This window comes from Cryobacterium arcticum, from assembly GCF_001679725.1.
In the GTDB taxonomy this organism is placed as follows: Bacteria; Actinomycetota; Actinomycetes; order Actinomycetales; family Microbacteriaceae; genus Cryobacterium; species Cryobacterium arcticum_A.
In genome coordinates, this window is record NZ_CP016282.1 from 2395832 (window position 1) to 2421669 (window position 25838).

At 70.5% G+C, this 25838-nt stretch carries 22 protein-coding genes; 6 read left to right on the forward strand and 16 right to left on the reverse strand.

The features are described from left to right. Positions 1 to 5 precede the first annotated feature (5 nt). The 5 genes from PA27867_RS10755 to PA27867_RS10775 all read right to left on the reverse strand — a co-directional run bounded on the left by PA27867_RS10755 (position 6) and on the right by PA27867_RS10775 (position 7774). Complete coding sequence (locus PA27867_RS10755) at positions 6 to 2432, reverse strand: transglutaminaseTgpA domain-containing protein (RefSeq protein WP_084020997.1); 2427 nt, start codon at positions 2430 to 2432, stop codon at positions 6 to 8. Beyond that, positions 2429 to 3832 carry a DUF58 domain-containing protein gene (locus PA27867_RS10760; protein WP_157109195.1) on the reverse strand — a complete coding sequence of 468 codons (1404 nt, stop codon included), beginning with the start codon at positions 3830 to 3832 and terminating at the stop codon, positions 2429 to 2431. The genes PA27867_RS10755 and PA27867_RS10760 overlap by 4 nt, the downstream gene beginning before the upstream one ends. Before the next feature lie 28 nt (positions 3833 to 3860). Further along, entirely contained in the window at positions 3861 to 4796 is a 936-nt protein-coding gene (locus tag PA27867_RS10765) for an AAA family ATPase (RefSeq protein ID WP_236900913.1), read from the reverse strand. Positions 4797 to 4939: 143 nt separating this feature from the next. Beyond that, positions 4940 to 5428: a pantetheine-phosphate adenylyltransferase gene (coaD, locus tag PA27867_RS10770; RefSeq protein WP_066596241.1), complete on the reverse strand. Its 489-nt coding sequence runs from the start codon at positions 5426 to 5428 to the stop codon at positions 4940 to 4942. 102 nt (positions 5429 to 5530) lie between these two features. Beyond that, the gene (locus tag PA27867_RS10775) at positions 5531 to 7774 is read right to left on the reverse strand and encodes an ATP-dependent DNA helicase RecG (RefSeq protein WP_066596242.1); all 2244 of its coding nucleotides are present in this window, start codon (positions 7772 to 7774) and stop codon (positions 5531 to 5533) included. Between the two features lie 84 nt (positions 7775 to 7858). Here PA27867_RS10775 and rsmD point away from each other — a divergent pair, with 84 nt between their 5' ends. Both rsmD and PA27867_RS10785 read left to right on the forward strand, forming a co-directional pair. Beyond that, positions 7859 to 8434 (forward strand): 16S rRNA (guanine(966)-N(2))-methyltransferase RsmD, encoded by a 576-nt coding sequence (gene rsmD, locus PA27867_RS10780; protein WP_066596244.1) that lies wholly within the window; start codon positions 7859 to 7861, stop codon positions 8432 to 8434. Positions 8435 to 8489: 55 nt separating this feature from the next. Continuing rightward, positions 8490 to 9071, forward strand: a complete 582-nt coding sequence (locus PA27867_RS10785) for a flavodoxin domain-containing protein (protein WP_208857252.1) — start codon at positions 8490 to 8492, stop codon at positions 9069 to 9071. A gap of 21 nt (positions 9072 to 9092) precedes the next feature. On the opposite strand, the gene thiL is transcribed toward PA27867_RS10785, so the two are convergent. Continuing rightward, positions 9093 to 10103, reverse strand: a complete 1011-nt coding sequence (thiL, locus tag PA27867_RS10790) for a thiamine-phosphate kinase (protein WP_066596245.1) — start codon at positions 10101 to 10103, stop codon at positions 9093 to 9095. Positions 10104 to 10127: 24 nt separating this feature from the next. Here thiL and PA27867_RS10795 point away from each other — a divergent pair, with 24 nt between their 5' ends. From PA27867_RS10795 to PA27867_RS10805, 3 genes are read left to right on the forward strand one after another with little or no spacing between them, the layout of a single operon-like run. Next, positions 10128 to 10721, forward strand: a complete 594-nt coding sequence (locus tag PA27867_RS10795; RefSeq protein ID WP_236900686.1) for a DUF3515 family protein — start codon at positions 10128 to 10130, stop codon at positions 10719 to 10721. Positions 10722 to 10723: 2 nt separating this feature from the next. Next, positions 10724 to 11113 carry a DMT family transporter gene (locus tag PA27867_RS10800; RefSeq protein ID WP_066596246.1) on the forward strand — a complete coding sequence of 130 codons (390 nt, stop codon included), beginning with the start codon at positions 10724 to 10726 and terminating at the stop codon, positions 11111 to 11113. Next, the gene (locus PA27867_RS10805; RefSeq protein ID WP_084021001.1) at positions 11113 to 11433 is read left to right on the forward strand and encodes a DMT family transporter; all 321 of its coding nucleotides are present in this window, start codon (positions 11113 to 11115) and stop codon (positions 11431 to 11433) included. Before PA27867_RS10800 ends, PA27867_RS10805 begins: the two co-directional genes overlap by 1 nt. Before the next feature lie 70 nt (positions 11434 to 11503). On the opposite strand, the gene PA27867_RS10810 is transcribed toward PA27867_RS10805, so the two are convergent. The 6 genes from PA27867_RS10810 to leuC form a co-directional block, all read right to left on the reverse strand. Next, positions 11504 to 12634, reverse strand: coding sequence for a D-alanine--D-alanine ligase family protein (locus tag PA27867_RS10810; protein WP_066596252.1), 1131 nt, complete (start codon positions 12632 to 12634; stop codon positions 11504 to 11506). After that, positions 12537 to 13664: an NAD(P)H-dependent glycerol-3-phosphate dehydrogenase gene (locus tag PA27867_RS10815; RefSeq protein ID WP_066596253.1), complete on the reverse strand. Its 1128-nt coding sequence runs from the start codon at positions 13662 to 13664 to the stop codon at positions 12537 to 12539. The genes PA27867_RS10810 and PA27867_RS10815 overlap by 98 nt, the downstream gene beginning before the upstream one ends. Continuing rightward, positions 13654 to 14466, reverse strand: a complete 813-nt coding sequence (locus PA27867_RS10820) for a lysophospholipid acyltransferase family protein (protein ID WP_236900687.1) — start codon at positions 14464 to 14466, stop codon at positions 13654 to 13656. Before PA27867_RS10820 ends, PA27867_RS10815 begins: the two co-directional genes overlap by 11 nt. Positions 14467 to 14473: 7 nt before the next feature. Further along, positions 14474 to 15802, reverse strand: coding sequence for a UDP-N-acetylglucosamine 1-carboxyvinyltransferase (gene murA / locus PA27867_RS10825; protein WP_066599690.1), 1329 nt, complete (start codon positions 15800 to 15802; stop codon positions 14474 to 14476). A gap of 83 nt (positions 15803 to 15885) precedes the next feature. Further along, positions 15886 to 16494: a 3-isopropylmalate dehydratase small subunit gene (gene leuD / locus PA27867_RS10830; RefSeq protein WP_066596254.1), complete on the reverse strand. Its 609-nt coding sequence runs from the start codon at positions 16492 to 16494 to the stop codon at positions 15886 to 15888. Between the two features lie 10 nt (positions 16495 to 16504). Continuing rightward, positions 16505 to 17992 carry a 3-isopropylmalate dehydratase large subunit gene (gene leuC / locus PA27867_RS10835; protein WP_066596255.1) on the reverse strand — a complete coding sequence of 496 codons (1488 nt, stop codon included), beginning with the start codon at positions 17990 to 17992 and terminating at the stop codon, positions 16505 to 16507. A 229-nt stretch (positions 17993 to 18221) separates the two neighbouring features. Here leuC and PA27867_RS10840 point away from each other — a divergent pair, with 229 nt between their 5' ends. Then, positions 18222 to 19904 carry an MFS transporter gene (locus tag PA27867_RS10840; protein WP_084021005.1) on the forward strand — a complete coding sequence of 561 codons (1683 nt, stop codon included), beginning with the start codon at positions 18222 to 18224 and terminating at the stop codon, positions 19902 to 19904. Between the two features lie 68 nt (positions 19905 to 19972). Here the strand turns inward: PA27867_RS10840 and PA27867_RS20265 are convergent, their stop codons facing one another. From PA27867_RS20265 to PA27867_RS10860, 4 genes are read right to left on the reverse strand one after another with little or no spacing between them, the layout of a single operon-like run. Next, on the reverse strand, positions 19973 to 20812 hold the full coding sequence (locus PA27867_RS20265; RefSeq protein ID WP_157109196.1) for an FHA domain-containing protein: 840 nt from the start codon (positions 20810 to 20812) through the stop codon (positions 19973 to 19975). Between the two features lie 9 nt (positions 20813 to 20821). Continuing rightward, the gene (locus PA27867_RS10850) at positions 20822 to 23560 is read right to left on the reverse strand and encodes a transglutaminase domain-containing protein (RefSeq protein WP_157109197.1); all 2739 of its coding nucleotides are present in this window, start codon (positions 23558 to 23560) and stop codon (positions 20822 to 20824) included. Then, positions 23557 to 24858: a DUF58 domain-containing protein gene (locus PA27867_RS10855; protein ID WP_157109198.1), complete on the reverse strand. Its 1302-nt coding sequence runs from the start codon at positions 24856 to 24858 to the stop codon at positions 23557 to 23559. Before PA27867_RS10855 ends, PA27867_RS10850 begins: the two co-directional genes overlap by 4 nt. Then, positions 24855 to 25823, reverse strand: a complete 969-nt coding sequence (locus PA27867_RS10860; RefSeq protein ID WP_066596260.1) for an AAA family ATPase — start codon at positions 25821 to 25823, stop codon at positions 24855 to 24857. The genes PA27867_RS10855 and PA27867_RS10860 overlap by 4 nt, the downstream gene beginning before the upstream one ends. Between the last annotated feature and the right edge of the window lie 15 nt (positions 25824 to 25838).

The window sequence follows — 25838 nt, forward strand, 5'->3', positions numbered from 1 at the left end:
AAATTCTACGCGCCCGTCGGGGTGCGCTGGTTCGCCCCCTCGTCGGGGCCGACCGCGGAGCCCCGAGCAAGTCCCATCCGGCGGAGGGCGGTGGAGCCGAGCGATGCCGGCGCCACGGTGGCCCGCGCCCTTTCGGCAGCGCTGCCGCCCTGCCCCACCGCGCGCACGACGGCATCCAGGTCGCGCAGGAGGTCGGCGCCGCCGCCGGTTCCCGGCGACGTGCGGGCGTAGTGGGCCCGTTCGATGGCGACGAGCATCCGTTCGAGCGCGTCGCTCACCTCCGGCGTGTCGCCGACCCCCGGGCGGGCGCGGATGGCTCCGGCCAGCTCGCGCGCGGTGAGGGTCTCGTACACGGTGACCCCGTGGTCTAGCGCGGTGTCGGTGAGCTCCCGCCAGGCCAGGACGGCGCCGGCCCGATCGGCGGCCAGCAGCCGGCGCCGGCGCCGGCGTCGCAGGACGCGCGCCACCCCGGGCACGGCCAGCAGCATGAGGGCCGCAGCCACGAGCAGTCCCACCCGGGCCAGGATGCCGGGCAGGTCGTCCTCCGCCGCGGTGACGGTGCCGCTGGGCCCGCCCGTCAGACCGGGGTTGTCGTTGGGGCGCGGGGCGACGGGAGCGGCACCACCGCTCTCCGGAGCGCCGGCCACCGCGGAGCTCTCCGGCAACGCGTAGTCGGGAACGCTCCCCCGGCCCGGCGTCGGCTCGAAGGGCACCCAGCCGACCCCGGTGAAGTACAGCTCGGGCCACGCGTGCAGGTCGTCCGAGTCGACGTTGTAGCGGTTGAGCCCACCGACCACCGTGGTGGTGCGGGTGCCAGGCAGGTAGCCCAGCGAGATCCGGGCGGGAATGCCGAGGCTGCGGGCCATCAGGGCCATGGCCGAGGAGAAGTGCACGCAGTAACCCCGCTTCACCTCGAGGAAGGTGGCGATGACCGCCGCGCCCCCGCCGTCGTACCCGTCTTCGACGGGAGCCTCGGTGTCGTAGCTGAAGTCGTTGCCGCGCAGGTAGTCCTGCAGGTCCACCGCGGCGTCGTAGTTCGATTCGGCGCCCGCCGTGACCGTGCCCGCGGTCTCCGCGATGATTCCCGGCGTATCCTCCGGCAGGGCCAGGCTCGACTCGATCCCCGCCGGATACCGTCCGCCGGCCTGGCGCAGCTGCTCCCGCGTGGGCTGCACCTCCAGGGAGGTCACCGTGTAGCGCTGACCGCTCGTGGAGCTGTCCGGGCTGGTGATGGCCCGGGTGCCGTTGTTCCAGAACCACTCTCCGGTGAGCCCGTCGACCGAGGTGGCGGGCACGGGCACGGGCAACAGGTCGGTCCTCACGCCGTCGATGGCGATGGTCGTGGTGGCGGAGGTGCGCGTGACGGCCTCGGACAGGCCGGGCGGATCGTCGATCGCCTCCACGGTCTTCTCGGGGTCGATCTCCACGGGCCGGGGCAGCCAGGTCGTGCCCTTGATGTCGTCGAGGGTGAGCAGCGCCAGGTACGGCTGTTCGCTGGCCGTCGTGCGGTAGTGCAGGGCGGGAGTGGGCGCGGGTCGGCGGAGGTCCTGGCCCAGATTGATCATCGGGCTCACTCCCCCGCCGAAGAGGGCGCTGTTCGGCCGGGAGCCGCCGGTGACGCCGGAGACGATCGGGGCGGTGAGGCCGATGACGAGAGCGCCGGCGATACCGATGGCGCCGATGGCGAGGGCGCCGCGGACCGCGCCCGGAGGTGACGTCGCACTCCAGCCGAGCGACCCGCGCTGCCGGATCGCCTCCATGCCGCGCAGCCGGGCGTCCACGCGCAGCACCAGCAGGTAGGCCACGGCGGTGGCGACGAGGCTGCCCCACTCGGCGCCGGTGTCGATGACGAAACCGGGCACGGCCAGGGGAACGAGCGGGGGGATGCCGGCCAGTGCGGGCCAGCGCAGCCCGATCGCCAGCACATCCATCAGGATCGCCAGCAGGCCCACCCCGCAGGCCAGGAGGAACAGGATGCCGTCCAGTACCTGCGCCGGGGTGCCCTGCGTCTGGATCGACCGCACGCCGGACGTGGCCAGGTCGGTGAATCGTGCGAACGTGTCGCCGGTGGGAATCAGCCACAGCACGCCGGTTCCCCCGCCGAAGACCAGGGTGAGCAGGACGACCAGGGCGCCCGCCGAGAGCACCGGCACGAGCGCGGCCGGCACCCGGGCGCGCCGGAACCCGGCGGCGGCGGACAGGACTGCCGCCGCGATGACCAGGAGCACCCACCACCAGCCGGACCCGGCCAGGACGGTGCCCAGGGCGGTGCACCCGGCGAGGAGCATTACGAGGAGCGCCGCGGAGAGCGGCCACCGCAACGGCGGCACCCGGCGGCGGGCCGGCCGTCGCGCGTCCGCTGACGGCGCAGCCCGGGGCGGTCCGCCCGGGCGGATGCCCGGGGGCGGCAGGGTGCGACCCGGCGCGGTCATCGGGCCTCCGCCCGGTCCTGGCCGACCCGCGCCCAGGCCGCGTCGACGGGTGTGGCGGCCGTCACCGGCACGCACTGCCAGCCGGCCTCGGCCAGCCGCTCGAGGACCGTGCCGCGTAGGGTATCGAAGACGAAGGCGACGGCCGGCTGGCACAGACCCCGCAGGGCGGCCAGGGCCGCCGCATCCGCATCGTCGAGGTCGATGAGCACGGCGAAGGTCGGAATCTGCCGCCCGAACGCCGCAGCGTTCCGGCGGGCGTCGCCCGGGCCGTTCTCGCCGTCGGGGTGCGCGACGTGGTCCTGCGGGGCGATCTGCGCCAGCGCGTCGACCAGGGCCAGGGCTCCCTCCGGGCCGGTGAACGAGACCGGGTCGTCGCCGTGCAGGCCTCCGCGCCGCCCGGCGTCCGGGTCGCGGGGCACCAGGGTGCCGGCCGCCCGAAGCTGGCCGGGGGCGAGCTGGCTCGGGCCGAGCTCCACCACATCCAACCGGAATCCGGCGTCGATGAGGTGCACCGCGATCGACGCCGTCAACTCGACGGCCCGCTCGAACTCGGCATCGTGTTCCCGGCCCTCCGCCCGGCCGCCGCGGGCGGTGTCCAGTACCACCCGGGCCTCGGGGTGGCTGCGCTGTTCTTCCTGCCGGATCATGATCTCGCCGTGCCGTGCGGTGGCGGGCCAGTTGACCCGGCGCATCGGGTCGCCCGGCCGGTATTCCCTGGCGATGAGTTCGTCGGAGTCGTTGTTGAGGTGCCGAATGCGTTCGTGACGGGAGCCCTCGCCCCGGGTGATGGACACGCCGCTGCCGGGCAACGGCGAGACGGTGGGCGTGACCGTGAGGTCGTGCGGCGCCCCGGCCGGCCACTCGCTGTAGGCGAGGCCGAAGGGGTCGGCGCGACCGAGCATGAGGGGGCCCACCGCGTAGACCCCGCGACGGAGCGGACGCACCTGGTAGCTCACGCTGGCGGTGTCGCTGCCGGGTCCGCGGCCCCGGCGGGCCGGGCCGAGCACGGGCAGCGGTTGCACGGCGGGAACGGAGATGCCGCCCGCCGCCACATCCCGCCAGCGGAGCCCGGGCAACGACACCGACGCCAGGTTTCGCACCTGAACGGCCACGGTCACCGGCAGCCCGGCCGAGACCGTTCCCGGCCGGAAGGTGCGGGCCACGGCCACCCGCAGCGGGTGCACGAGCACGTAGCCGAGGGAGAGGAGCGGCACGAGGAGCAGCACCGAGCCCAGGAACAGGAGGTCCCGGATGTCGTAGGCCCAGGCGGTGATGAAGACAGCAACTCCGACTGCCAGGAACAGGGCACCGCGCAGGGTCGGGCGCACCTGCCGGCGGACGGCCCGGCGCGTGGCCGGAACCCGCCCGGGGCGCATCCTGACTGCCTGCGATCCGCTCATGACGTTGGTTCCCGTCGCCCGGCCGCCGCTAGGACCGGCCCGAGGACCCGGTCGGCACCGGAGTGGCCGCGAGGATCCGCCTGACCGTCTCTTCGATGAGGAGGGCGCTGTCCTGTGACCGGTGCCCCAGCGCCCGGGACGTGGGCACCAGCCGGTGGCCGAGAACGGCCACGGCCAGCGAGTCGATGTCGTCCGGCAGCACGTATTCCCTGCCGTGCAGCGCGGCCTGGGCCTTGGCCGCCCGGATCAGTTGCAGAGTGGCCCGGGGACTCGCGCCCAGCCGGAGATCGCGGTCGTCCCGGGTGGCCCGCACCACGGCGACCGCATATTCCTTCACGGCGGCCGAGGCGAACACGCCGCGGGCTGCGGTCATCATGCCGCGCAACTGCGCCTCGGTGACCACGGCGGAGATCCGGGAGAGCGGGCTGCTCGTGTCGCGGGAGTCGAGCATGGCCAGCTCGGACGCCGGGTCGGGGTATCCCATCGAGATGCGCGCCATGAAGCGGTCACGCTGCGCCTCGGGCAGCGCGTACGTGCCCTCCATCTCGATCGGGTTCTGGGTGGCCACGACGGTGAAGGGGCGGGCCAGCCGGTAGCTGTGCCCGTCCACGGTCACCTGCCGCTCTTCCATGCACTCGAGCAGGGCCGACTGGGTCTTGGGGCTGGCGCGGTTGATCTCGTCGCCGATCACCAGGTTCGCGAAGATGGCGCCGGGCTTGAACTCGAACCGGCGTTCGGCCTGGTTGTAGACGGAGACGCCCGTGACGTCGGAGGGAAGCAGGTCGGGGGTGAACTGGATACGGCTGACCGTGCAGTCCACCGACGTGGCGAGGGCCTTGGCGAGCATGGTCTTGCCCACGCCGGGCACGTCCTCGATGAGCAGGTGACCCTCGGCCAGGAGCACCGTGAGGGCGATCTGCACGGCCGAGTGCTTGCCGTCGATGACCGATTCGACATTGCGCATGATCGCCACGGCGGCGTGCTGCACGTCGGCGAGTTCCACCACGGTCTCGGCCTCAGCGGCGAGTCCGTGCGGCCCGGACCGGTCGCGCCCGGTCATGTCCACGGCCGGGGGCACGTCGGAGGCAAGTCGACCGGGCAGGGCGCTCATGCCAGCGGCCGGTTCAGGAAGGCGGCGACAGCGGGCGGCACGTACGGGGCGATGTCGCCGCCGAGCGCGGCGACCTGGCGCACCAGGGAGCTGGACACGTGGGCGTGCGCGGGGTCCGGCAGCATGAAGATGGTCTCGACGCCGGCAAGGTTGCGGTTCACGATCGCCATGGGAGTCTCGTACGCCACGTCGATCTGCGAGCGGATGCCCTTCACGAGCACGCTGGCGCCCACGTCGACGCAGTAGTCCACGAGCAGCCCCATGCTCCAGGAGCTGACGATGACGTTGCCGGGCACCCCCGCCTCGGCGATGGCCCGTTCGATGAGCGAGACCCGCTGGGTGATGGGCAACAGCGCGGACTTCCCGGGGTTGTGCACCACGAGCACGTGCAGCTCATCGAACAGCCCGGCCGCCCGTTGGATCACGTCGAGATGCCCCAGTGTGACGGGGTCGAACGAACCAGGTACGACGGCGATCCTGCGCATACGGTTCACCCTAGCGCCAGCACGCAACAGCCGCTGCCCGAGGCGGCCGGATTGGCCGGACGTCGAGGGCTTTGTCAGGCTGGCGGGGGCTGCGGCTCAACCTCACCCCTTCGACAGGGAGGCACGCTCGGAGTCGTCGAGCCTGCGGCGCACGGCCGCCCGCAGCGCGGGAATGGTGCGGATCTCCGGGTCCCCGCCGATGAGTTCGCGGGCCGCGGTGCGGGCGGCCGAGATGATGTCCCCGTCGGTGGCGACGCGCAACAGCCGCAGCGAGGACTGCCCGCCGGACTGGAACCGGCCGAGCACATCGCCCTCCTGGCGCTGCTCGAGGTCGACCTGGGCCAACTCGAAGCCGTCCAGGGTCTTCGCGACGGCTTCGATGCGCTCCCGGGCCGGGCTGCCGATCGGAGCCGCCGTCACGAGCAGGCAGAGGCCCGGCACTCCCCCGCGTCCCACCCGTCCGCGCAGCTGGTGCAGCTGCGACACGCCGAAGCGGTGCGCATCCATTACGACCATGGCGGAGGCGTTGGGAACGTCGACACCGACCTCGATGACGGTCGTGGCGACGAGGACCTGGATGTCACCGGCCGCGAAGGCCCGCATGGTGTGTTCCTTCTCATCGGCGGTCATGGCGCCGTGCAGGGGCTCGATACGCGCGGCTGCGAGCAGCGGATGCCGGCGCAGGTCGGCGAGCAGTTCCTCGACCGTGGTCATCGGGGTGGCGTCGAAGTCGATCTCCTCGCCCTGCTCGAGCTTCTTCGGGGCGATGGCCGGGCACACCACGAAGCACTGCCGGCCGAGGGCCAGTTCCTCGGCCATGCGCTGCCAGACGCGCAGTACCCAAGCCGGCTTCTCATCGAGCGGCACCACGAAGGTCTCGATGCCCGGGCGCCCGGCCGGCAGCATGGCGATGGTGCTCACATCGAGGTCGCCGAACACCGTCATGGCGATGGTGCGGGGAATGGGCGTTGCGGTGAGCACCAGCACGTGCGGCGGCAGTTCGGCCTTGAGCCGGAGAGCCTCACGTTGGTCGACGCCGAAGCGGTGTTGTTCGTCGATGACCACGAGGCCGAGATCGAAGAATCCGACGGTGTCGCTGAGCAGGGCATGGGTTCCGATCACGATGCGCGCCTGGCCCGACACCGTGCGCAGCAGTGCCTTGCGTCGCTCGGCCACGGGCAGCTGGCCGGTGAGCAGGGTCGGCATCAGCTCGGCCGTGAGGTCGGGGCCCAGGATGCGCGCCATCGAACGCAGATGCTGCCCGGCGAGCACCTCGGTGGGTGCCAGCAACGCGGACTGCCCGCCCGAATCGGCCACGGCGAGCATGGCGCGGAGGGCCACGACGGTCTTGCCCGACCCGACCTCCCCCTGCACGAGCCGGTTCATGGGCGCGGTCAGCCCCAGGTCGCGCTGGATCTCGGCACCCGTGAGTTCCTGGTCCACCGTGAGGGAGAACGGCAGCGCCGCGTCGAACCGTTCGAGGAACCCGCCGGGAACGGGAAGCCGCGCGCGGGTGCGCCGGGCGCGGTGTTCGGTGTGCTGCTGCACGAGCACGCACTGCAACACGAAGGCCTCGGTGAAGCGCAGCGTGTCCCTGGCCTCGTTCCACTCCTCGTCGGAGATCGGCCGGTGGATGCGGACGAGCGCGTCCCGGTGGTCCAGCAGGCCGCGCTCCCGGCGCAGCCGCTCGGGGATCGGGTCGTCGATGGGGCCGAGCTGGTCGACCACCTTCGCGATCTGTTTCGCGATGGTCCAGCTGGTGACGGCCGCGGTGGCCGCGTAGATCGGGATGGGCCGGTCCGCCCAGAGGCGGGCCTCGATGGCCTCGGCGGGCGAGATCGTGGCGTCCAACGGGTCGTCGCTGCCCGGCACGATCTCGTAGGCGGGGTGGGCCAGCTGCCGGGTCTTGTTGAAGACCGTGACCTTGCCGGAGAACATGGCCCGCATGCCCGGGCGCAGGGTCTTGATCAACCAGGGCTGATTGAAGAACGTCAGAGTGAGCATGCCGCGCCCGTCCGAGATGACCACCTTCGTGCGGTGCACCGCCTTCTTGCCCGGCTGCGGCCGGCCGTAGTCCTGCACACTCACCGAGAGCACCTCGGCGAGCACCGTGACAGCCTCGTCGAGCGGCAACTCCGCCAGGGTGGTGAGTTCACCCCGCCTGGCGTAGCGGCGCGGGTAGTGGCTGAGGAGGTCGCCGACCGTGGTCATGCCGAAGGCCTTGGCCAACGCCGTCGCCGGGGCGGCGCCGAGCACCCCGCGCAGTCCGGAGTCGAGGGTGAGGGTGCCGGCAGCGTCGTCGGCGGGCTCCCCGTGCGGGGTGGCGGCGGCATCCGGACCGGTCATACTTCGATGCTAAAGGTCGCCACCGACACCCGCCGTCGATGCCGAAGGATGTGGACAGCGCCCGGCGGCTAGGCTCGAAGACAAATGACGCGAATCATCGCCGGGTTCGCCGGCTCCCTCACCCTCACCGTGCCGGCCAAGGGCACCCGGCCCACCAGCGACCAGGTGCGGGAGGCGCTGTTCTCCGCACTCGAGGCGCGCGACGCCGTGCGCGACTACCGGGTGCTCGATCTGTACGCCGGCTCTGGCGCCCTCGGCCTCGAGGCCGCCAGCCGCGGCGCCCGGGTGGTCACCCTGGTCGAGAACGGTTTCGCGGCCAGCCAGACCTGCCGTAAGAACGCCCAGGCGGTGCAGAAGGCCGCCCCCAAGAACTCCGCGCTGCGCATCTCGGTGTCGAGCCAGGCCGTCCAGTCATTCCTGGCCGGCACGCCGGACGGTTTCGACCTGGTCTTGATCGACCCGCCGTACGACCTCCCCGACACCGAACTGGCGGCCAACCTCGCCGCCCTGGTGCCGCTGCTGGATCCCGATGCCCTCGTCGTGGTGGAACGGTCCTCGCGCTCCCCCGAACCCACCTGGGGCCCCGGTCTCGAACTGGTGCGCCGCAAGGACTACGGCGACACCACCCTCTGGTACGCCGACGTCGCGGTTCCCGCCTGACCAACCCCCCGAAGAGGGCTGGTCAGCGCTGGTTTTAAGGCCTAACGTATGGTGTGTGGACAGCTTCGTCCGCCACATCCGAAAGGTCGAGCCCGTGCGCGTAGCTGTGGTCTGTGCGAGCCATTACGGTGCCACCCGGGGCATCGCCGAGCGGATTGCCGCTGAGCTCGCCCTGGCGGGGCTCACCGTGCGGGTCTACGACGCGGCCGAACCCCCGCATGCCGAGGACGTGGCCGGAGTCGACGCCTTCGTGATCGGCAGCGCCGTGTACATGGGGCACTGGCTCCGGGATGCCACGACGTTCGTGCGCCGCTACCAGCCCACCCTGCTCGAGCACCCGGTCTGGCTGTTCAGCAGCGGCCCGCTGGGCACTCCGGCGACGGATGCCGAGGCCACCGACATCCTGGCCGACACGGTGCCGGCGGAAATCATCGATTTCGACAGCACAGTGCGCCCCGTTGGCCACCGGGTCTTCTTCGGTGCGATCGACCCGGACTCCCTGAGCCTGGCGCACCGCACCATCCGCCGGTTTCCGGGAGCCGCGGAGAAGATCCCGGCCGGGGACTTCCGCGACTGGCCGCAGGTCGAGGCCTGGGCTCGTGAGATCGCCCGCAGCCTGGTCAAGCCTGCCGCGTAGGGGTCCGATCGGCCTCTGGTCCTAGCCCGCCTGGCCGTCCCATCCCCGGTAGGGATCCCAGCCGCCCTGCGTGTGCGGTTCGCCGTCGACGAGCACGATGCCGGCCTCTGCCGTCACGGCGCCCAGACGCCGGAAACCCTCGGGCAGGGAACTGTGCGGCGGGAAGGTGGCGAGCAGGCCGTGGTCCTCGCCGCCGCCCAGCGCCAGCTCCCGGTTGTCGCCGAGTGCGGTTGAGTCGAAATCGATGCCCACACCGCTTGCCCGCGCCAACCGGCCCGCATCGATCGCCAGGCCGTCGGAGACGTCGAGCATCGCGGTCGCCCCGGCCGCGGCCGCAACGGGCCCCAGGTTGATCGGGGGAACCGGAGCCAGTTGGGCGGCGACGAGGGCGCCGTGCCGGTCCTTGAGCAGGTCGGCCTGCTCCCGGCTCGGCACTCCCTGCTCGTCGACGCCGAAGCGGAACAGCAGTCCAAGTCCGATGCCGGCGTCGCCGAGTCGCCCGGCGTGCGCCACGACGTCGCCCGGCCTGGCCCCCGAGCGCAGCACGGGCGGGCGGCCCTCGAGGTCGCCGAACGCCGTGATCGAGAGGGTGAGCGCGTCGGCGGCGGAGAGGTCGCCTCCGACGACTCCGCAGCCCGGCGCGAGAGCCTCACAGCCGTCGCGGAGTCCGTCGGCGATACCGAGGATCACCGAGATGGGCGTGGACGGCGGGGCGGCGATCGCCACGACGAGCGCCGTCGGGCGGGCCCCCATGGCGGCGACGTCGGAGAGGTTCGTCGCGGCGGCCTTCCAGCCCAGGTCGTGCGGGGTGGACCAGGCCAGCCGGAAGTCGGGCCCCTGGATCATCATGTCGCAGGTCACCACGAACCGGCCGTCCGCGGCGCTGAGCACCGCCGCGTCGTCGCCGGGGCCGAGCAGCTCGGTGTCCGCCTGCGGCAGCCGGGGGAAGATGCGCGCGAGAACCTCGCCCTCGCTCAGGTCGGCCAGGGTGTCCTCCGTCGCCCAGGAGGGCACGGCTGCGGCATTCGTCATACTTCAAACGGTAACCTGAATGCGATGACTCCCCCGTTCACGCCCATGTCCCCGGCAGCGCATTCGGCAGCGCATTCGGCACCGCACCCGGCCCGGCCCCTGACGCCCGGCCAGTCCGCCGGCCGCCCCCGGCGCATCCGCCTGCGCACGGCCTGCGCCGGGGTTGTCGCGCTCGGCGCGATCCTGCTCACCGGCTGCTCGGCCGCCGTTCCCATGCAGCCGGCCGCGGATGCCGTGAACCCGGCCTGCGCCGACATCATCGTGCGACTGCCCACCACTGTGGCCGACCAGCCCGAGCGTGAGACCAATGCCCAGGCCACGGGCGCCTGGGGCGACCCGGCGGCTGTGCTGCTCACCTGCGGTGTCGCTGTGCCGGGTCCCACGACGTTGCCCTGCGTGAGCATCAACGGCATCGACTGGATCGAGGACGATTCGGACAAGCCCCGCTACCGGTACACGACCTATGGGCGCGACCCGGCCACGGAGGTCTACATCGACTCCGAGCTGGTGAGCGGCTCGACCACCCTGGTGGATCTCGCCTCCGCCATTGCGAACGTTCCCGCGACCACGCAGTGCGTGGGCGCCGACGACGTGACGCTGCCGGGCAACACTCCCTGACCATGACGGCCTGGCTGCTCCTGGCTGGAGCGATCGCGAGCGAGGTCGCAGCGTCGCTGTCACTCAAGGGCGCTCTGGACCAGCCGGCCTGGTACGTGCTCGTCGTCGCCGGCTACGCCTGCTCCTTCGCGCTGCTGGCTGCCGTGCTGCGCTTGGGCTTCCCGCTCGGGGTGGCCTACGGCATCTGGGGTGCCGTTGGCGTCGCGGCGACGGCTTTGCTGGCGGCCGTGATCTTCGGCGAAGCGCTCACACCCCTGATGCTGGCCGGGATGGCGCTGATCATCTGCGGCGTCCTGTGCGTGGAACTGGGCTCGCAGCAGGCCGGGCGCCGGGCGGCAGCGAGAGGGGCCCAGGCCGGCCACCCGCCGGTGCCGCCCGAGGCGGCGCCATGATGGGCTGGCTGTTCCTTGCCGGGGCGATCCTCACCGAGGTCACGGCCACCCTCTCGCTGCGCGCCGCCGTGCATGGCCGGCGCGCCTGGTACCTCGTCGTGGCGCTCGGGTACCTCGCGGCGTTCTCCCTGCTCTCGCTGGCCCTGGGCGCGGGTCTGCCCCTCGGCGTCGCATACGGGGTCTGGGCCGCCGTGGGCGTGGCCCTGACGGCCCTGGCCAGCAAGGTGCTCTTCGGTGAGCCGCTCACCTGGCTGATGGCCGCAGGAATGGCCCTCATCATGGGTGGCGTGCTGCTCGTGGAGCTGGGCGCGGCGCCCTAGCGTTGTACACCCGCCGGAGCCCGCCGAAGCCCGCAGGAGCCGGTGCCGCCCAGTCGGGCGGCACCGGCGACTACTCGGCTGTTGCGGCGGCCGGCTCGGGGCGCCGACGACGGGCCGACCGGGCCAGGGCCACCTCGATGAGCTCGTCGATCAGCTGCGGGTAGGTGTAGCCGCTGGCCAGCCAGCAGCTGGGGAACATCGAGATCGGTGTGAACCCGGGCATGGTGTTGATCTCGTTGATCACCCAGCCCTGCTCCGTGAGGAAGAAGTCCACCCGGGCGAGGCCGTCGGCGTCGATGGCTTCGAAGGCCCGCACGGCGATCCGCTGCATCTCGGCCAGGTCGTCGGCCGGCAGCACCGCCGGGCAGACCAGGTCGATACCGGCGGCATCCAGGTACTTGGCGGCGAAGTCGTAGAAGTCACGGCCGGTGACCACGACCTCTCCGGCGACGGACGCGTGGGTGGGCTCGCCGGGGCGGCCCTGCAGCACGGCGACCTCGAGTTCGCGGCCCACCAGGCCCACCTCGATGAGCACCTTGTCGTCTTCGGCCAGCGCAACGGCCATGGCCTCGGCCAGCTGGTCGGGGCTGGACACCCGGCTCACACCCACGCTCGAGCCGGCCCTGGCGGGCTTCACGAAGGCGGGCAGGCCCAGTTCCTCGAGTGCCGCATAGGCCATACCGGGCGCTTCGGCCCAGTCGTCGGCGGTGATGGTGCGCCACGGCGCAACGGCCAGCGACGCGTGCTGGAGCACGGTCTTGGTGTAGTGCTTGTCCATGCCCAGAGCCGAGGCGAGCACGCCGGAGCCGACGAACGGCAAGTCGACGAGCTCGAGCATGCCCTGCACGGTGCCGTCCTCGCCGTACGGGCCGTGCAGGATCGGGAAGACCAGGTCGACGGTTCCGAGGCTGCGGCGCCCCGAGGCGTCCACGATGCTGAGTTCCCGGTTGCCCGCGCTGTCGGGCCAGAGCACCCGGGTGCCATTGTCGGTCACCTCGGGCAGGGCCGATGCGGTCAGCGCGAATTTCTCCGGGTCGTCGTCTTCGAGCACGAAGGCACCGTCACGCGTGATGCCCACCGGGATGACGGTGTAGCGGTCACGGTCAATTGCGGCCAGCACCCCGCCCGCTGTGGCGCAGCTGATCGAATGTTCGCTTGACCGCCCCCCAAACAGCAGCGCTACCGTGAGTTTGTCCGTCATCAATGGTCCTTTCACCCTGCGGTGCGCCGGAGTCCGTCGTGAGGTGCGGCGCAATATCCCGCGGCTTCAGCGTACCGGCCAGCACCTGGCGCACCTGTTCGACGATGGGCATGTCGACGCCCTTGGCCCGGGCGAGTTCGAGGATCGGGCTGACCGAGGCGAGCCCTTCCGTGGTCTGCTGCATCTGGGCGATGACGTCGTTGTAGCTGTAGCCCTGGCCCAGCAGGCGACCCGCGGTGTTGTTGCGGGACAGCGGGGACTGGCAGGTGGCGATGAGGTCGCCCAGGCCGGCCAGACCAGCGAGGGTCTCGGGTTGCGCCCCGTACGCCACCGCGAAGTCGGTCATCTCCACGAGCCCGCGGGTGATGATCGACGCCTTGGTGTTCTCGCCGTAGCCGACGCCGTCGACGATGCCGATCGCCACGGCGATGAGGTTCTTGAGCACGCCGCCGAACTCGGTGCCGATGACATCCGTGTTGACGTAGGAGCGGAAGTACTTGGTGGTGGCCAGCAGGGCCACGGCGTGTGCGGTCTCCAGGCTGGACGAGGAGACCACGGCGGCGGTCGGCTGCTCCTTGGCGATCTCCAGGGCCAGGTTCGGCCCGGAGATGGCCGCGATGCGGGCCGGGTCGATGGGCAGGACCTGCTCGATGATCTCACTCATCCGCAGCCCGGACGCCCGCTCGACGCCCTTCATGAGCGACACGATGGTGGCGGTGGGCGCCAGGAACGGTTCGGCCTGGATGAGGTTCTCACGCAGGGACTGGCTCGGCACCGAGACGAAGACGTGTTCGGCTCCCGCCAGCGCCAGGTCGAGCCTGGACGTGGCGCGCAACCCGACCGGCAGGTTGATGCCCGGCAGGTAGTCGCTGTTGCGACGGCCCTCGGTGATCTCCCGGGCCAGCTCAGGGCGGCGGGCCCAGAGAACGACGTCGGCGCCGCCGTCGGTGAGGATCTTGGCAAAGGTGGTGCCCCAGCTTCCCGCGCCGAGGACGGCTACCCGGGTTCCTGGCTGGACTCTAGGCTTCAAAGCGGCCGGTCTCTTTCTGGTCGTGCTCGGACGGGTTCCAGCGCTTGACCGGCGCCTTCTCCTGGCGGAGGTCCTCGAGCAGGGCGGTGATGGCATCCATCACCACGGCGGTCGCTTCGTTCAGCGTTGCCGTGTCGAGGTTGCGGCCGCGGAATTCGGCCAGGTCGAGCGGGTCGCCGATCTTGACGAGGATGGTCTTGCGCGGGAACAGGTGCAGCTTGTTGGAGTAGCGCTCCATGAGCTGCTGGGTGCCCCAGTGCGCTGCGGGGACGATGGGGATGCCCTGCTCGAGCGCGATGCGCACGGCGCCGCTCTTGCCGCGCATGGGCCACAGTTCCGGGTCACGGGTGAGCGACCCTTCCGGGTACACCACCACCATCTGGCCGCGTTCGACGAGGCGTCTGGCCGCCTTGACGGGTTCGCTGCCGCGCACGGATCCGCCGCGCTGTACGGGGATCTGGCCCGACTTCGTCAGGAGCCAGCCGGCAACGGGCAGCTTGAACAGCGACGCCTTGGCCAGGAAGCGGGGAAGGCGGCCGAGCTTCCAGCTCACCATGCCCATGACGATCGGGTCGATCTCGCTGTAGTGGTTGGGCGAGAAGACGAACGCGCCCTGCCGGGGGAACTTGTGTCCGTCGGTGATCTTGTAGCGGGCCGCCACGTTCATCGCCGGAACGACGATGGCGGCGAGCAGCCAGAAGATCGACGGTTTGCTCTTCTCCGAGCGTCCCTTGCCGGTCACCGGAGACGCTGGTGACGCGGGATCGGGCACGGTGGACTCTGGCACGTTTGCATCTGGCACGGTGCCATTATCCTTCGAGATCGAAGTCAGCCCCCAACAGACGCAGCTTGGTGATGAAGTTCTCGTATCCACGGCTGATGATTCCCACGTTGCTCACGGTGGAGGTTCCCTCGGCCGTCAGGGCCGCGATGAGGTGGCTGAAGCCACCGCGGAGGTCCGGGACCTCGATGTCGGCTCCGACGAGCTTGGTGGGGCCGGCGATGACCGCGGAGTGGTTGAAGTTGCGCTGGCCGAAGCGGCACGGGTGTCCGCCGAGGCATTCGCGGTGGATCTGGATGGTCGCGCCCATTTCCACGAGCGCGTCTACGAAGCCGAAGCGCTGCTCGTAGACGGTCTCGTGCACGATCGAGACACCGTGGGCGTGCGTGAGGGCGATCACGAGCGGCTGCTGCCAGTCGGTCATGAACCCGGGGTGCACATCCGTCTCGATGATGACGGGCTTGAGGTCGCCGCCCGGGTGGTAGAACCGGATGCCGTCGTCGTGGATGTCGAACGCGCCGCCGACCTTGCGGAAGACGTTGAGGAAGGTGAGCATCTCGGCCTGCTTGGCGCCGCCGACGAAGATGTCGCCGTCGGTGGCCAGCGCGGCCGCGGCCCAGCTGGCGGCCTCGTTGCGGTCGAACAGGGCACGGTGCTGGTAGCCCTGAAGGCTCTCGACGCCCTCGATGCGGATGACCCGGTCGGTGTCGACCGTGATGATGGCGCCCATCTTCTGCAGGATGTTGATGAGATCCATGATCTCGGGCTCGATGGCCGCGTTCTTGAGCTCGGTGATGCCCTCGGCCCGCACGGCGGTCAGCAGAACCTGCTCGGTGGCTCCGACACTCGGGTACGGCAGCTCGACCTTGGTGCCCTTGAGGCCGTTCGGCGCCGACATGCGGATGCCGTCCGGCTGCTTCTCGACGACGGCGCCGAACTTGCGCAGCACCTCGAGGTGGTAGTCGATGGGGCGGTCGCCGATGCGGCAGCCGCCGAGCTCGGGGATGAAGGCTTCGCCGAGGCGGTGCAGCAGCGGGCCGCAGAAGAGGATCGGGATGCGGGAGGAGCCGGCGTGGGCGTCGATGTCGGCGTAGTGCGCGCTCTCCACGTCCACCGGGTCCAGCTGCAGGCTGCCGGGCTCGTCGCCCTCGGTGACCTTGACGCCGTGCGCCTCGAGCAGGCCGCGCACGATGCGCACGTCGCTGATGTTCGGCACGTCGCGCAGGATGCTGGGCGTCTCACCGAGGAGCGCGGCGACCATGGCCTTGGTGACCAGGTTCTTGGCGCCCTTGACCTCGATGCGGCCCACCAGGGGGCGGCCGCCGCGGATGGTGATCTTGTCGCCGATCAGGCCCACATTGGCTCCGTGACTTTGCGCGTTTCCGCGTTCTGAGAGGTCGTTGACGTTCTCGCGGACCTGGTTGGTTTCGCCGACGATGATCACAAATTTACCTGCCTTGCGGGGAGAGTGCGGGGGCGCCAAGGCTCCCGGTGGGATTCGAATTCTGCGATCCGCGCTTCGTCGCGCAAAGTCAGGCCGATGTCGTCGAGGCCTTCCAGCAGTCGCCATCTAGTGTATTCGTCGACCTCGAATGAGACTGTGAGGTCACCGACACTGGCAGTACAGGCAACCAGATCGACCGTCAATTCTATTCCGGGGTCGGCCTCGAGAACGGCCCAGAGGGTCTCCGCGTCGGCCTCGCTGATCTGGCCGGCGAGCAGGCCCTGCTTGCCCGAGTTGCCCCGGAAGATGTCGCCGAACCGGGGGCTGAGCACCACGTCGAAGCCGAAATCGCGCAGCGCCCACACGGCGTGTTCCCGGGAGGATCCGGTGCCGAAATCGGCTCCGGCCACCAGCACGCGGGGGCTCTGGTAGGCCTCCTGGTTGAGAATGAACTCAGGATCCTGACGCCAACCGTAGAACAGGGCGTCCTCGAATCCGGTCTTGGTGACGCGTTTGAGGAACACCGCGGGGATGATCTGGTCGGTGTCGACGTTCGAGCGCCGCAGGGGCACGGCGACGCCGGTGACGGTGGTGAATTTCTGCATGTCGGGTCTCCTACAGGCTTGCCGGGACGAGGCCGGCGGGGACCGTGCCGTCTTGCACGAGGTCCCACGGGCTGGACAGGGTGCCGCGGATGGCCGTGGCCGCCGCGACGAGCGGGGAGACCAGGTGGGTGCGTCCGCCCTTGCCCTGCCGGCCCTCGAAGTTGCGGTTGCTGGTGGACGCGCAGCGCTCCCCCGGGGCGAGCTGGTCGGGGTTCATGCCCAGGCACATCGAGCAGCCGGCGAAACGCCATTCGGCGCCGAAGGCGAGGAAGATCTTGTCGAGGCCTTCGGCCTCCGCTTCGATCCGCACGCGGGCGGAGCCGGGCACAACGAGCATCCGCACGCCGTCGGCGATGGTCTTGCCCTTGATGATCTCGGCGGCGGCGCGCAGGTCTTCGACCCGGCTGTTGGTGCAGGAGCCGAGGAACACGGTGTCGACGTGGATGTCCTTCATCGCGGTTCCCGCTGCCAGATCCATGTACTCGAGGGCGCGTTCGGCGGCGCTGCGTTCGTTGGCGTCGTCGATCTCGGCGGGGTTGGGCACGGTGTCGCTGAGCGACACGCCCTGGCCGGGGTTGGTGCCCCAGGTCACGAAGGGCTCGAGGGTGTCGGCGTCGAGGATGACCTCGGCGTCGAAGGTCGCGCCCTCGTCGGTGGCCAGGGTGTCCCAGTACTCGACGGCGGCGTCCCAGTCGGCGCCCTGCGGCGCGTGCGCGCGGCCTTCGAGGTAGGCGTACGTGGTGGCATCCGGGGCGACCATGCCGGCGCGGGCGCCGGCCTCGATCGACATGTTGCAGATGGTCATGCGGCCCTCCATGGAGAGAGCGCGGATGGCGCTGCCACGGTACTCGAGCACGTAACCCTGGCCGCCGCCGGTGCCGATCTTGGCGATGACGGCGAGGATGATGTCTTTGGCCGTCACGCCGGGGCGCAGCGTGCCGTCGACCGTGATGGCCATGGTCTTGAAGGGCTTGAGCGGCAGCGTCTGGGTGGCCATGACGTGCTCCACCTCGCTGGTGCCGATGCCCAGGGCCATGGCGCCGAAGGCCCCGTGGGTGGAGGTGTGCGAGTCGCCGCAGACGACGGTGATGCCGGGCTGGGTGAGACCCAGCTGCGGGCCGACCACGTGCACGATGCCCTGTTCGATGTCGCCCAGCGAGTGCAGGCGGATACCGAACTCGGCGCAGTTCTTGCGGAGCGTCTCGATCTGGGTGCGGCTGGTGAGATCGGCGATGGGCCGGTCGATCGCCAGTGTGGGCGTGTTGTGGTCCTCCGTCGCGATCGTCAGGTCGGGCCGGCGCACCGGGCGCCCGGCCAGCCGGAGACCGTCGAAGGCCTGCGGGCTGGTGACCTCGTGCACGAGGTGCAGATCGATGTAGATGAGGTCGGGCGTGCCGTTCTCGCCCTTGGCAACCAGGTGCTTGTCCCAGACCTTCTCGGCCAGGGTGCGCGGACGGGAACTTTCGATCGCCGCGTCGGTGATCACTGCAGTAGTCATGTTTGTGCGTCTTCCTCGGGAACGGTGGTCAGCCAACGACAGACTCCGCGACGAGTGAGGCCTTTAGGAACGGGACTCGTCGCGGCACAGAAGAAGAAGTCGACTAAACAGCACACCATAGGCTAACACTGCACCCCGCACCCGTCGCGATCTGTGACCTGAGCCGCTCCGATTCGCGGATTCCAGTGCTGTGCCCACGGTTCGCGCCGGGTCGACGTATGGTGTGCGCATGACGGAGACAGCCGCTCCAGCGAAGACCGGCCGAGTGCTGGTCGTGATCCTGCTCGCCCAGTTCATCATCGTGGTCGACTCGACCTTCATGAACGTGTCGTTGTCGACCCTGGTGGCGGATTTCGACACCACGGTCACCGGCATCCAGAACGCCATCACGCTGTACACCCTGGTGATGGCCGCGTTCATGATCGCCGGCGCCAAGGTGGGCGACATCATCGGCCGCAAACGCGCGTTCGTTCTCGGTCTCACCGTCTACTCCGCCGGGACGACGATTACCGCGCTCTCCCCCACCCTGGGTGTCTTCATCCTGGGCTGGTCGATCCTCGAAGGTCTCGGCGCGGCCATGATGCTCCCGGCCATGATGTCGCTGATCGTCTCGAACTTCGCCGCCGGTCCCGCCCGTGCCAAGGCGTACGCCGGTTTCGCGGCGATCGCGGGAATCGCGGCGGGGATCGGGCCGATCATCGGGGGCCTGTTCACCTCCTACCTGTCGTGGCGGTTGGCCTTCGCCAGCGAACTCCTCGTGGCGTTGTACATCTTCACCCAGCTGAAGATCATCAAGGATGCGCCGTTCCTCGGCCGGAAACCGCGCTTCGACTGGGCGGGCTTCATCCTCAGCTCCGCCGGACTGATCACCGTGGTCCTGGGCATCGTGCTGGCCTCGGCCTACGGGCTCGTCGTCAGCCGTGTCGACGTCGAGGTGCTCGGACAGGTCGTCCTCACCGCCGGCCAGATCTCGCCCACCGTGATCCTCGTATCGATCGGGTTACTCTTCCTCATCGTCTTCATCCTGGTGGAACGGAGCCGCGACCGGCATCACCACGACACTCTCCTCGACCTGACTCTGTTCAGCCTCCGGGCGGTCTCTGCGGGAACGTCCGTGCAGCTGCTGCAGTACCTCGTGCTGACCGGGTCGATCTTCGCGTTGTCCCTCTACGTGCAGATGGAACTGAACTACTCGGCCATCCAGAGCGGGCTGACCCTGTTGCCCCTGTCCCTGGCCGTGCTGCTCTCGGCCGCGGTCAGCGGGCGGGTGTTCAGCCGCCGGTTCGCCCCGCGCTCGGTCATCCTGGCCGGGTTCGCCATCATCGTGCTCGGTGCCGCAATGATGGGCCTGTTGGCGCGGGATGCCACGAGCGGTACCGATTTCATCGTGGGGCTGGCGCTGGTCGGGTTCGGTGCGGGCACGATAGCCTCCCAGAACCAGAACCTCATCATGTCGTCGGTGCAACCGCAGCGGTCCAATGAAGCGTCCGGAGTGATCAACACCTCGCAGAACATCGGGGCGTCCCTCGGCACGGCACTGGCCGGGGCGCTGATCCTGTCGGTATTCGTGCTGACCGCCACGAGCCTCATCGACGACAGCACGGTGTTCACCTCGTCGGAGCAGGCACAGCTGGATACCGCCGTGACCGAGAAGGCCCAGATCATCAGCGACGGCCAACTCAGCACTGCGATCTCGGGGTACCCGGCCGAGCAGCAGGACGCGATGATCCAGATCAACGCCCAGGCCAGGCAGACCTCGCTGACCGTGGTCTATGCCGGACTGGCGCTGGCCGGTCTGCTCGGTTTCGGTGCCGCCCTGCGGCTGCCGAGGACACCGCCGCTGTCGAGCGCCCCGACGCCTGCCGGGATGTCGCCACCGCAGAACGGCGACGAGGAGGACACCGCGGCGTAGCAGCATCTGGTTCCCGTGCGAACTTCTGGGTCCGGCACACCGGGCGCAGATGTCCGCTGTGGAACCACTCAGGCCCGGCTGGCCACGACGGCGAACTCGCCGAGGAGCAGACGGGCTCCGTCGCCGAGGACCGTGCGGATGCCCGGCTCCAGCGGCACTCGCTGCCCCGCGGCATCGGACAGGCTGACACCGTTGGTGGAGTGCAGGTCGGTGACCGTGAGCTCCCCCGAGGCGGAGAGTTCCACCAGTGCATGCGACTTGGAGACCGAGAGCGCTGGATCCTGCACGCTGACCATGGTGGCCGCGCGCCGGGTGACCGGTGCCGGGTCGCGGCCGAGCACGAGAGACCCCGTCACGGCAACGGCCTGCCCGTCCGCGAGCCGGAGGGTCCACCCGGACGCCGCCTCGGCGGGCGGGCCGACCGGTGGCATCGCCGGGGTGATGGCCTGGGGGGCCGTCGGCGGCGCCGCGGCCGATGCCGGCGATGCTCCCGATGCTGCCGGCGACGGTGCGGGCGGGGTGATCGCCGCGGGCGGGGTGATCGGGGCGGCCGGCGCGGCGCGGGGCGGCACCGGGATGGTGCCGAGCGGCGCGGGTAGGAACGCCGGGATGGTCATCATGGACGGCGGAGCGGCGGCCGGCGTTCCGGTCGGGCCTCCGGCGGGTGCGGGCGTCGCAGCGCCGGCCGGGGGTGCGATGCGGGTATCAACTGCGGGGAAGGCCGCCGCGTTCCGGGTGGCCTCGACGGGCGGGAGCTCTCCCGGCATCGGGGTCACCGCGGGAGGCGCCGCGGCGGCTCGGGCTGACGCCGGGGAGCCGCTGTCGCGGGCGTCCGACCGGTCGTCGTCGACCGGGAACAGGCCCGGAGGGGGCACGATGAAACCCGGCTTATCCACTGGTGTGTCCACCGTTCAACCCTACCCTCGGCCTCGTGTGGAGCCCCGGGAACCCTCGCGGGACCCGCGGAGATTGACCTGGCTCCAGTCGCGCTTGGAGCGCAGCCGGAACCGGGCGAACAGGCGGCGCAACCGGCCCGCCGACGCACTCGCCGTGGCGAGGGACGCCAGCGCCTGGGCCCAGGTCTCGTCAACGGCCTCGTCGTCGATCTCGCGACCGCCGAAGACCGCGCTGTCGACGGTGTCGGCCACGGGCACCAGCCGGTGGGCCGCCACGACCTCGGCCGCGTCGATGAGGTCCACCGACCGGGCCGGAGCAGACCGGGTCGGCTTCGGCCGGGCCACCGCCGGCTCAGCAACGGCCGGCGCGTCAGCGGGCGGCGCGTCAGAGAGCCGCGCGTCGGTCGCCGGCGCGTCTGAGGGTGCCTCGTCCGCCGGGTCAACGCCCGCCGGCTCCAGACGTGCCGGGTCGACGTCTGCCGGCTCGGCGCTCGTCAGCTCGGCACTCGTCAGCTCGGCACCGGCCGCCTCGGGCCGGGTGGCGAGCTGAGCGATGAGCTGGCTGTCCAGGCTCGCGGCGACCTGGCGACGGGTGGAGTCGCGGGGCACGTCGTAGCCGAGCTCGGCGAAACCGTCGGTCAGTTCCGACCAGGCCCCGGCGGCGCGCTGATCGCCCGTTCCCCGAGTCTTGCGCCGGCGCCGGCGCCGGGACTTGAGCAGCGCCACGATGAGCAATGGAAGGCCCAGGAGCAGCAGCGGGATGCCGACGACGCCGATGGCGATCCACGCCCAGACGGGCAGGACGAAGTCCTTGTCCTTGGTCTCGTTCTTGGTGTCGTCGATCTCCACGGCAGTGAGCAGGTCGTCGGCCTCGTTGTCCATGCGCGGGGGCTGGCGCACCTGCGGCTGCGGCTCGGTCTTGGGCTTCGGGGTCTGGTCCTGAGGCACATCCGTCTGATCGGGGGTCGGGTAGAAGGGCACCCAGCCGATCCCTTCGAACGCGACTTCCACCCAGGCGGTCACATCGGTACCGGTGACCTCCACGCTCGTGGCGTCCTCGGCCACCTCGGGTGCGAAGCCCATGACCACACGGGCCGGGTAGTTCAGGCTGCGCGCCATCAGGGCCATGGCCGCGGCGTACTGCTCCTCGTCGCCCACCATCTGGGTGCGGGTGAAGAGCTCGTTCAGCCGGTCGGCGCCGTGGCCGGCCCGGGACGGGATGCCGTCGGAGGCCAGGCCGTGGCTGAGGAACCCCTTGGTCTTCAGGGACTGTTCGATGGCGCGCAGGCTGTCGATGGGGGTGTCGGCGCCGCCGGAGAATTCGATGGCCTTGGCCACGACGACATCCGGGATGTTCTGCACGGCCGGCAGGGTGACATCGGCGACGGGAATGTTCTGGAGGTCTTCGTCGCGGTAGGTCTGCTGCAACTGGGCGCTCACGGTGTACTCGTAGCCGGGTTCCACCCCGCTCGTGAGCACGGCGGTGCCGCTGTCGCTGTTGTAGCGCAGGCTCTCGGACTCGGCCTGGCTGCCGGCGTCGTCGAAGTCCACCGTGGTCGGGTAGCCCACACCGGGCAGCCAGACATCCTCATATCCCACGACGTCGATGGTGACCGTGCTGTTCTGGATGCTGGTGGCCAGGGCAGGCGCAGGGATGGTGCGCCCCACGAGCCGGAAGCTGCCGGACCCGCCGACGAGGGTGTCGGGCGCGGCCACGTTCCACAGCTTGCCGTCGTAGGCGTCCATGCTGGCCAGCCGCAGCACTTCGCCGGGCTGCAGGCCCGTCACGGTGAACAGCGGGGTGTCGGCCAGCGTCTTGGTGTACTGGCGGAAACCCGCAAGCGGGCTGGAGAACTCCAACGGGTCGAACGGCGGCTGGATCTCCTCGCGCAGCACGAACCGGTCCTTCGGGTTCGGGGCGAGGACGCCGCCGACGAGGGCGCCGATGAGCACCGCACCGAGCATAACGGTGGCCGTGCCGAGGAGCTTGCGGCGGAAGAGCCGGCGGGTGCCGGCCGCATCAGCGCCGGAGAGGGCGGCGCCCGAGCGGCCGGCCGAGCCCTGGTTGCTGCGTCGCCAGCCGATCCAGACGATGGCGACGACGGCGAAGGCCACACCGCGCAGGCCCGCGAAGTAGGTCTGGTCGGTGCCCATCAGGATGCCGGTGAGGTAGAGCAGCACCGGGCCGACGAGCAGCAGGCCCGTGCGCCACACCGTGCGGCGGTGCCGGGGCAGCCAGCGGCTGGCGAGCATGGTGGCGACCAGCGCGACCAGCCAGGCTGCGAAGTACGGCAGCACCGGCATGTAGTACGGAGCCTCGACGGGGGTGCCGAGGGTGACGATATCGGCCCAGCCGAAGACCGCGCCGAGCGCGAGACCGGCCGTGGACGAGACGCTGGGCAGCACGCCCAGCAGGGCCTCGCCGGGCATGGTGAACGGCGTGCCGAGGAGGAAGTAGACCAGGATCGCCAGGAGGACGTTGGTGACGACGCCCAGCCGCAGGGCGTAACCGAGCACGGCGGCGCCGGTGCCCACGATCAGGCCGCCGAGCCCCGCCACGAGGAAGTTGTAGTCGCCGAAGGAGGTCTCGAGTCCCAGGACTCCGAGGAGCGAGAGCAGGCTGAGCACAGCGACATCCGCCCAGGCGGCGGACGGGAACGGACGCAGGGCGGCCAGACGGGCCCGGACCGGACCTGGAGAGGCCGGTGTGGCCGGGCTTTGCGGCATCGCGGTGCGCGGGGTGGGGTCTGAGCGGCTCATCGGTGTACCCGTCGGAGAAGTTTGGGCAGATCGGCCAGGTCGCCGATGGTGACGACGGTGAGGCCGGACACGGTGGACAGCCGGGACTGCGCGCCCGGCTCGATCCGGAACGCGAGGGTGGTCGCGTCCTTGCCGAACAGGGTCTGTGCGGCACGGAACTCCGCGAGGTCGATGGTGGAGCCGGCGACGATCATCACGACGCTGGGCGGCGGGAGCCGGCGGGTGGCGGCGCGGGCGAACTCGCGGAGGCCCGGGAAGAGGTCGCTCACCGGTTCGATGCGGGACGAGTCGTCGAGCATGGCCACCGGAGTGGCGGTGCGGAGGGCCAACTTCTCGCTCACGACACTCAGGCCGGTGCCGTCGCGGATCACGCGCAACGCCAACGAGGCCGTGACGGACACGGCCAGCTCGAACTCGTCCTCCGAGGCGTAATACCGGTTCTCGGCGCTGTGCACGAGGGTGAGCTGGGTGCGCCGGGTCTCTTCGAACTGCCGCACCATGAGCTGGCCGGTGCGCGCGGAGGTGCGCCAGTGCACATTGCGCAGGGCGTCGCCGGGCTCGTAGGCGCGCAGGGCGTGGAAGGAGATGTCGTCGCTGGTGATCTTCTTGGTGATCTCGCCCTCGAGGTCCCGCATCAGGCCGGCGGCCGACGAGGCGATCCGGGTGGTCACCGGGTGCACGAACAGTTCGACGGCTTCGGTCCAGCGCACGGTGCGGCGCAGCAGGCCGAGCTGGTCGCCGCGGACCGAGATGGCGGGACCGGCCACGATGACGGCCCGACGGTGCGTCGGCACCGCGAAGAGTTCGTCGTGTTCGGCGGCCGGCGCCAGGCCGGGGATCACGAACTCCGCGATGCCGCTGCCGACGGGCAGTTCCATCCGCGCGGGCAGCAGGGCGCGTTCACCGGAGTTGGTGACCGTCATCTGGCCCAGGGCCCGCTCCCCCGCCACCACACGGTGCGGGTTGAGCTGCAGGTCGACGGTGTAGGTGGCCCGACCGACGATGAAGGGCACCGCGACGAGGAGCGCCGCCAGGAGCGTGCTGGCCAGGTAGGTGAATTCCACCCAGCCGAACAGGGCGCTCACGGCAAAGGCGAGCACGGCGACCAGGAACACCAGGCGTCCGGCCGGTGCGACCACGTCGGTGACCGGGCGGATGCGCTGCAGCACGAGTGCGGCCAGCTGCCGGGCCAGACGCCAGGCATTGCCGGCGGCCGCCCCGAGCGCGCGCCCCAACGACCTCAGGGCGTGGACGGCCGGAGAGGTTCGCTGGGGGGAACGCTCGGTGCGGAGCGTCATGCGGCGCGGAAGGCGGGAGGAGCGACCTCGACCAGAATGCGGTTGACGATCTCTTCGGCCGTGACGCCGGCGAAGTCGGCCTCGGGGTCGACCATGATGCGGTGGGCCAGCACGGGCACGGCGAGGTCGCGGATGTCGTCGGGGGTGACGAATGTACGTCCCTGGGACAGCGCCCAGGTCTTGGCGGCGCGGGCGAGGGCCAGGGCGCCGCGCATGCTGACGCCCAGGGTGGAGGAGACGTCGGTGCGGGTGGCCGTGACGATCTCGTTGAGATAGCCGAGCACGGCGGCGTCGACGAAGACCTCGGAGGCGAGTTGGGCCATGGTCACGACGGAGCTGGACGCGATGATGGGCGTGATGCCGGCATCCCGGGCGCGGTTCGAGGAGTCGAGCAGCAGGGTGACCGCGGTGTCGTGGTCGGGGTAGCCGAGCGAGGTCTTGAACAGGAACCGGTCGAGCTGGGCTTCAGGCAGAGTGTAGGTACCGGCCTGCTCGACGGGGTTCTGGGTGGCGATGACCATGAACGGGCTGCCCACCTCGTGGCTGACGCCGTCGACGGTGACCCGGCCCTCCTCCATGACCTCCAGCAGCGCGGACTGGGTCTTGGGGCTGGCCCGGTTGATCTCGTCGGCGAGCACGATCGAGGCGAAGATCGGTCCCTTGTGGAACTCGAAGATGCCCTTGCCCTGGTCGTAGATGGTGACACCGGTGACGTCGGAGGGCAGCAGGTCGGGGGTGAACTGGATGCGCGAGTGGGTGCCGTCCAGGGTGTTCGCCAGGGCCTTGGCGAGCACGGTCTTGCCCGTTCCGGGGAAGTCCTCCAGCAGCACGTGGCCGTTGGTGAGCATGGCGGCGACCACCAGGCGGATCACGTGCTCCTTGCCCAGAATGGCCTGTTCGACGTTTCCGACCAGCTTGCCGAACGCCTCGGCGAACCAGTCTGCCTGTTCCTGTGTGACGCTCATTCGATGGTGTCCGTT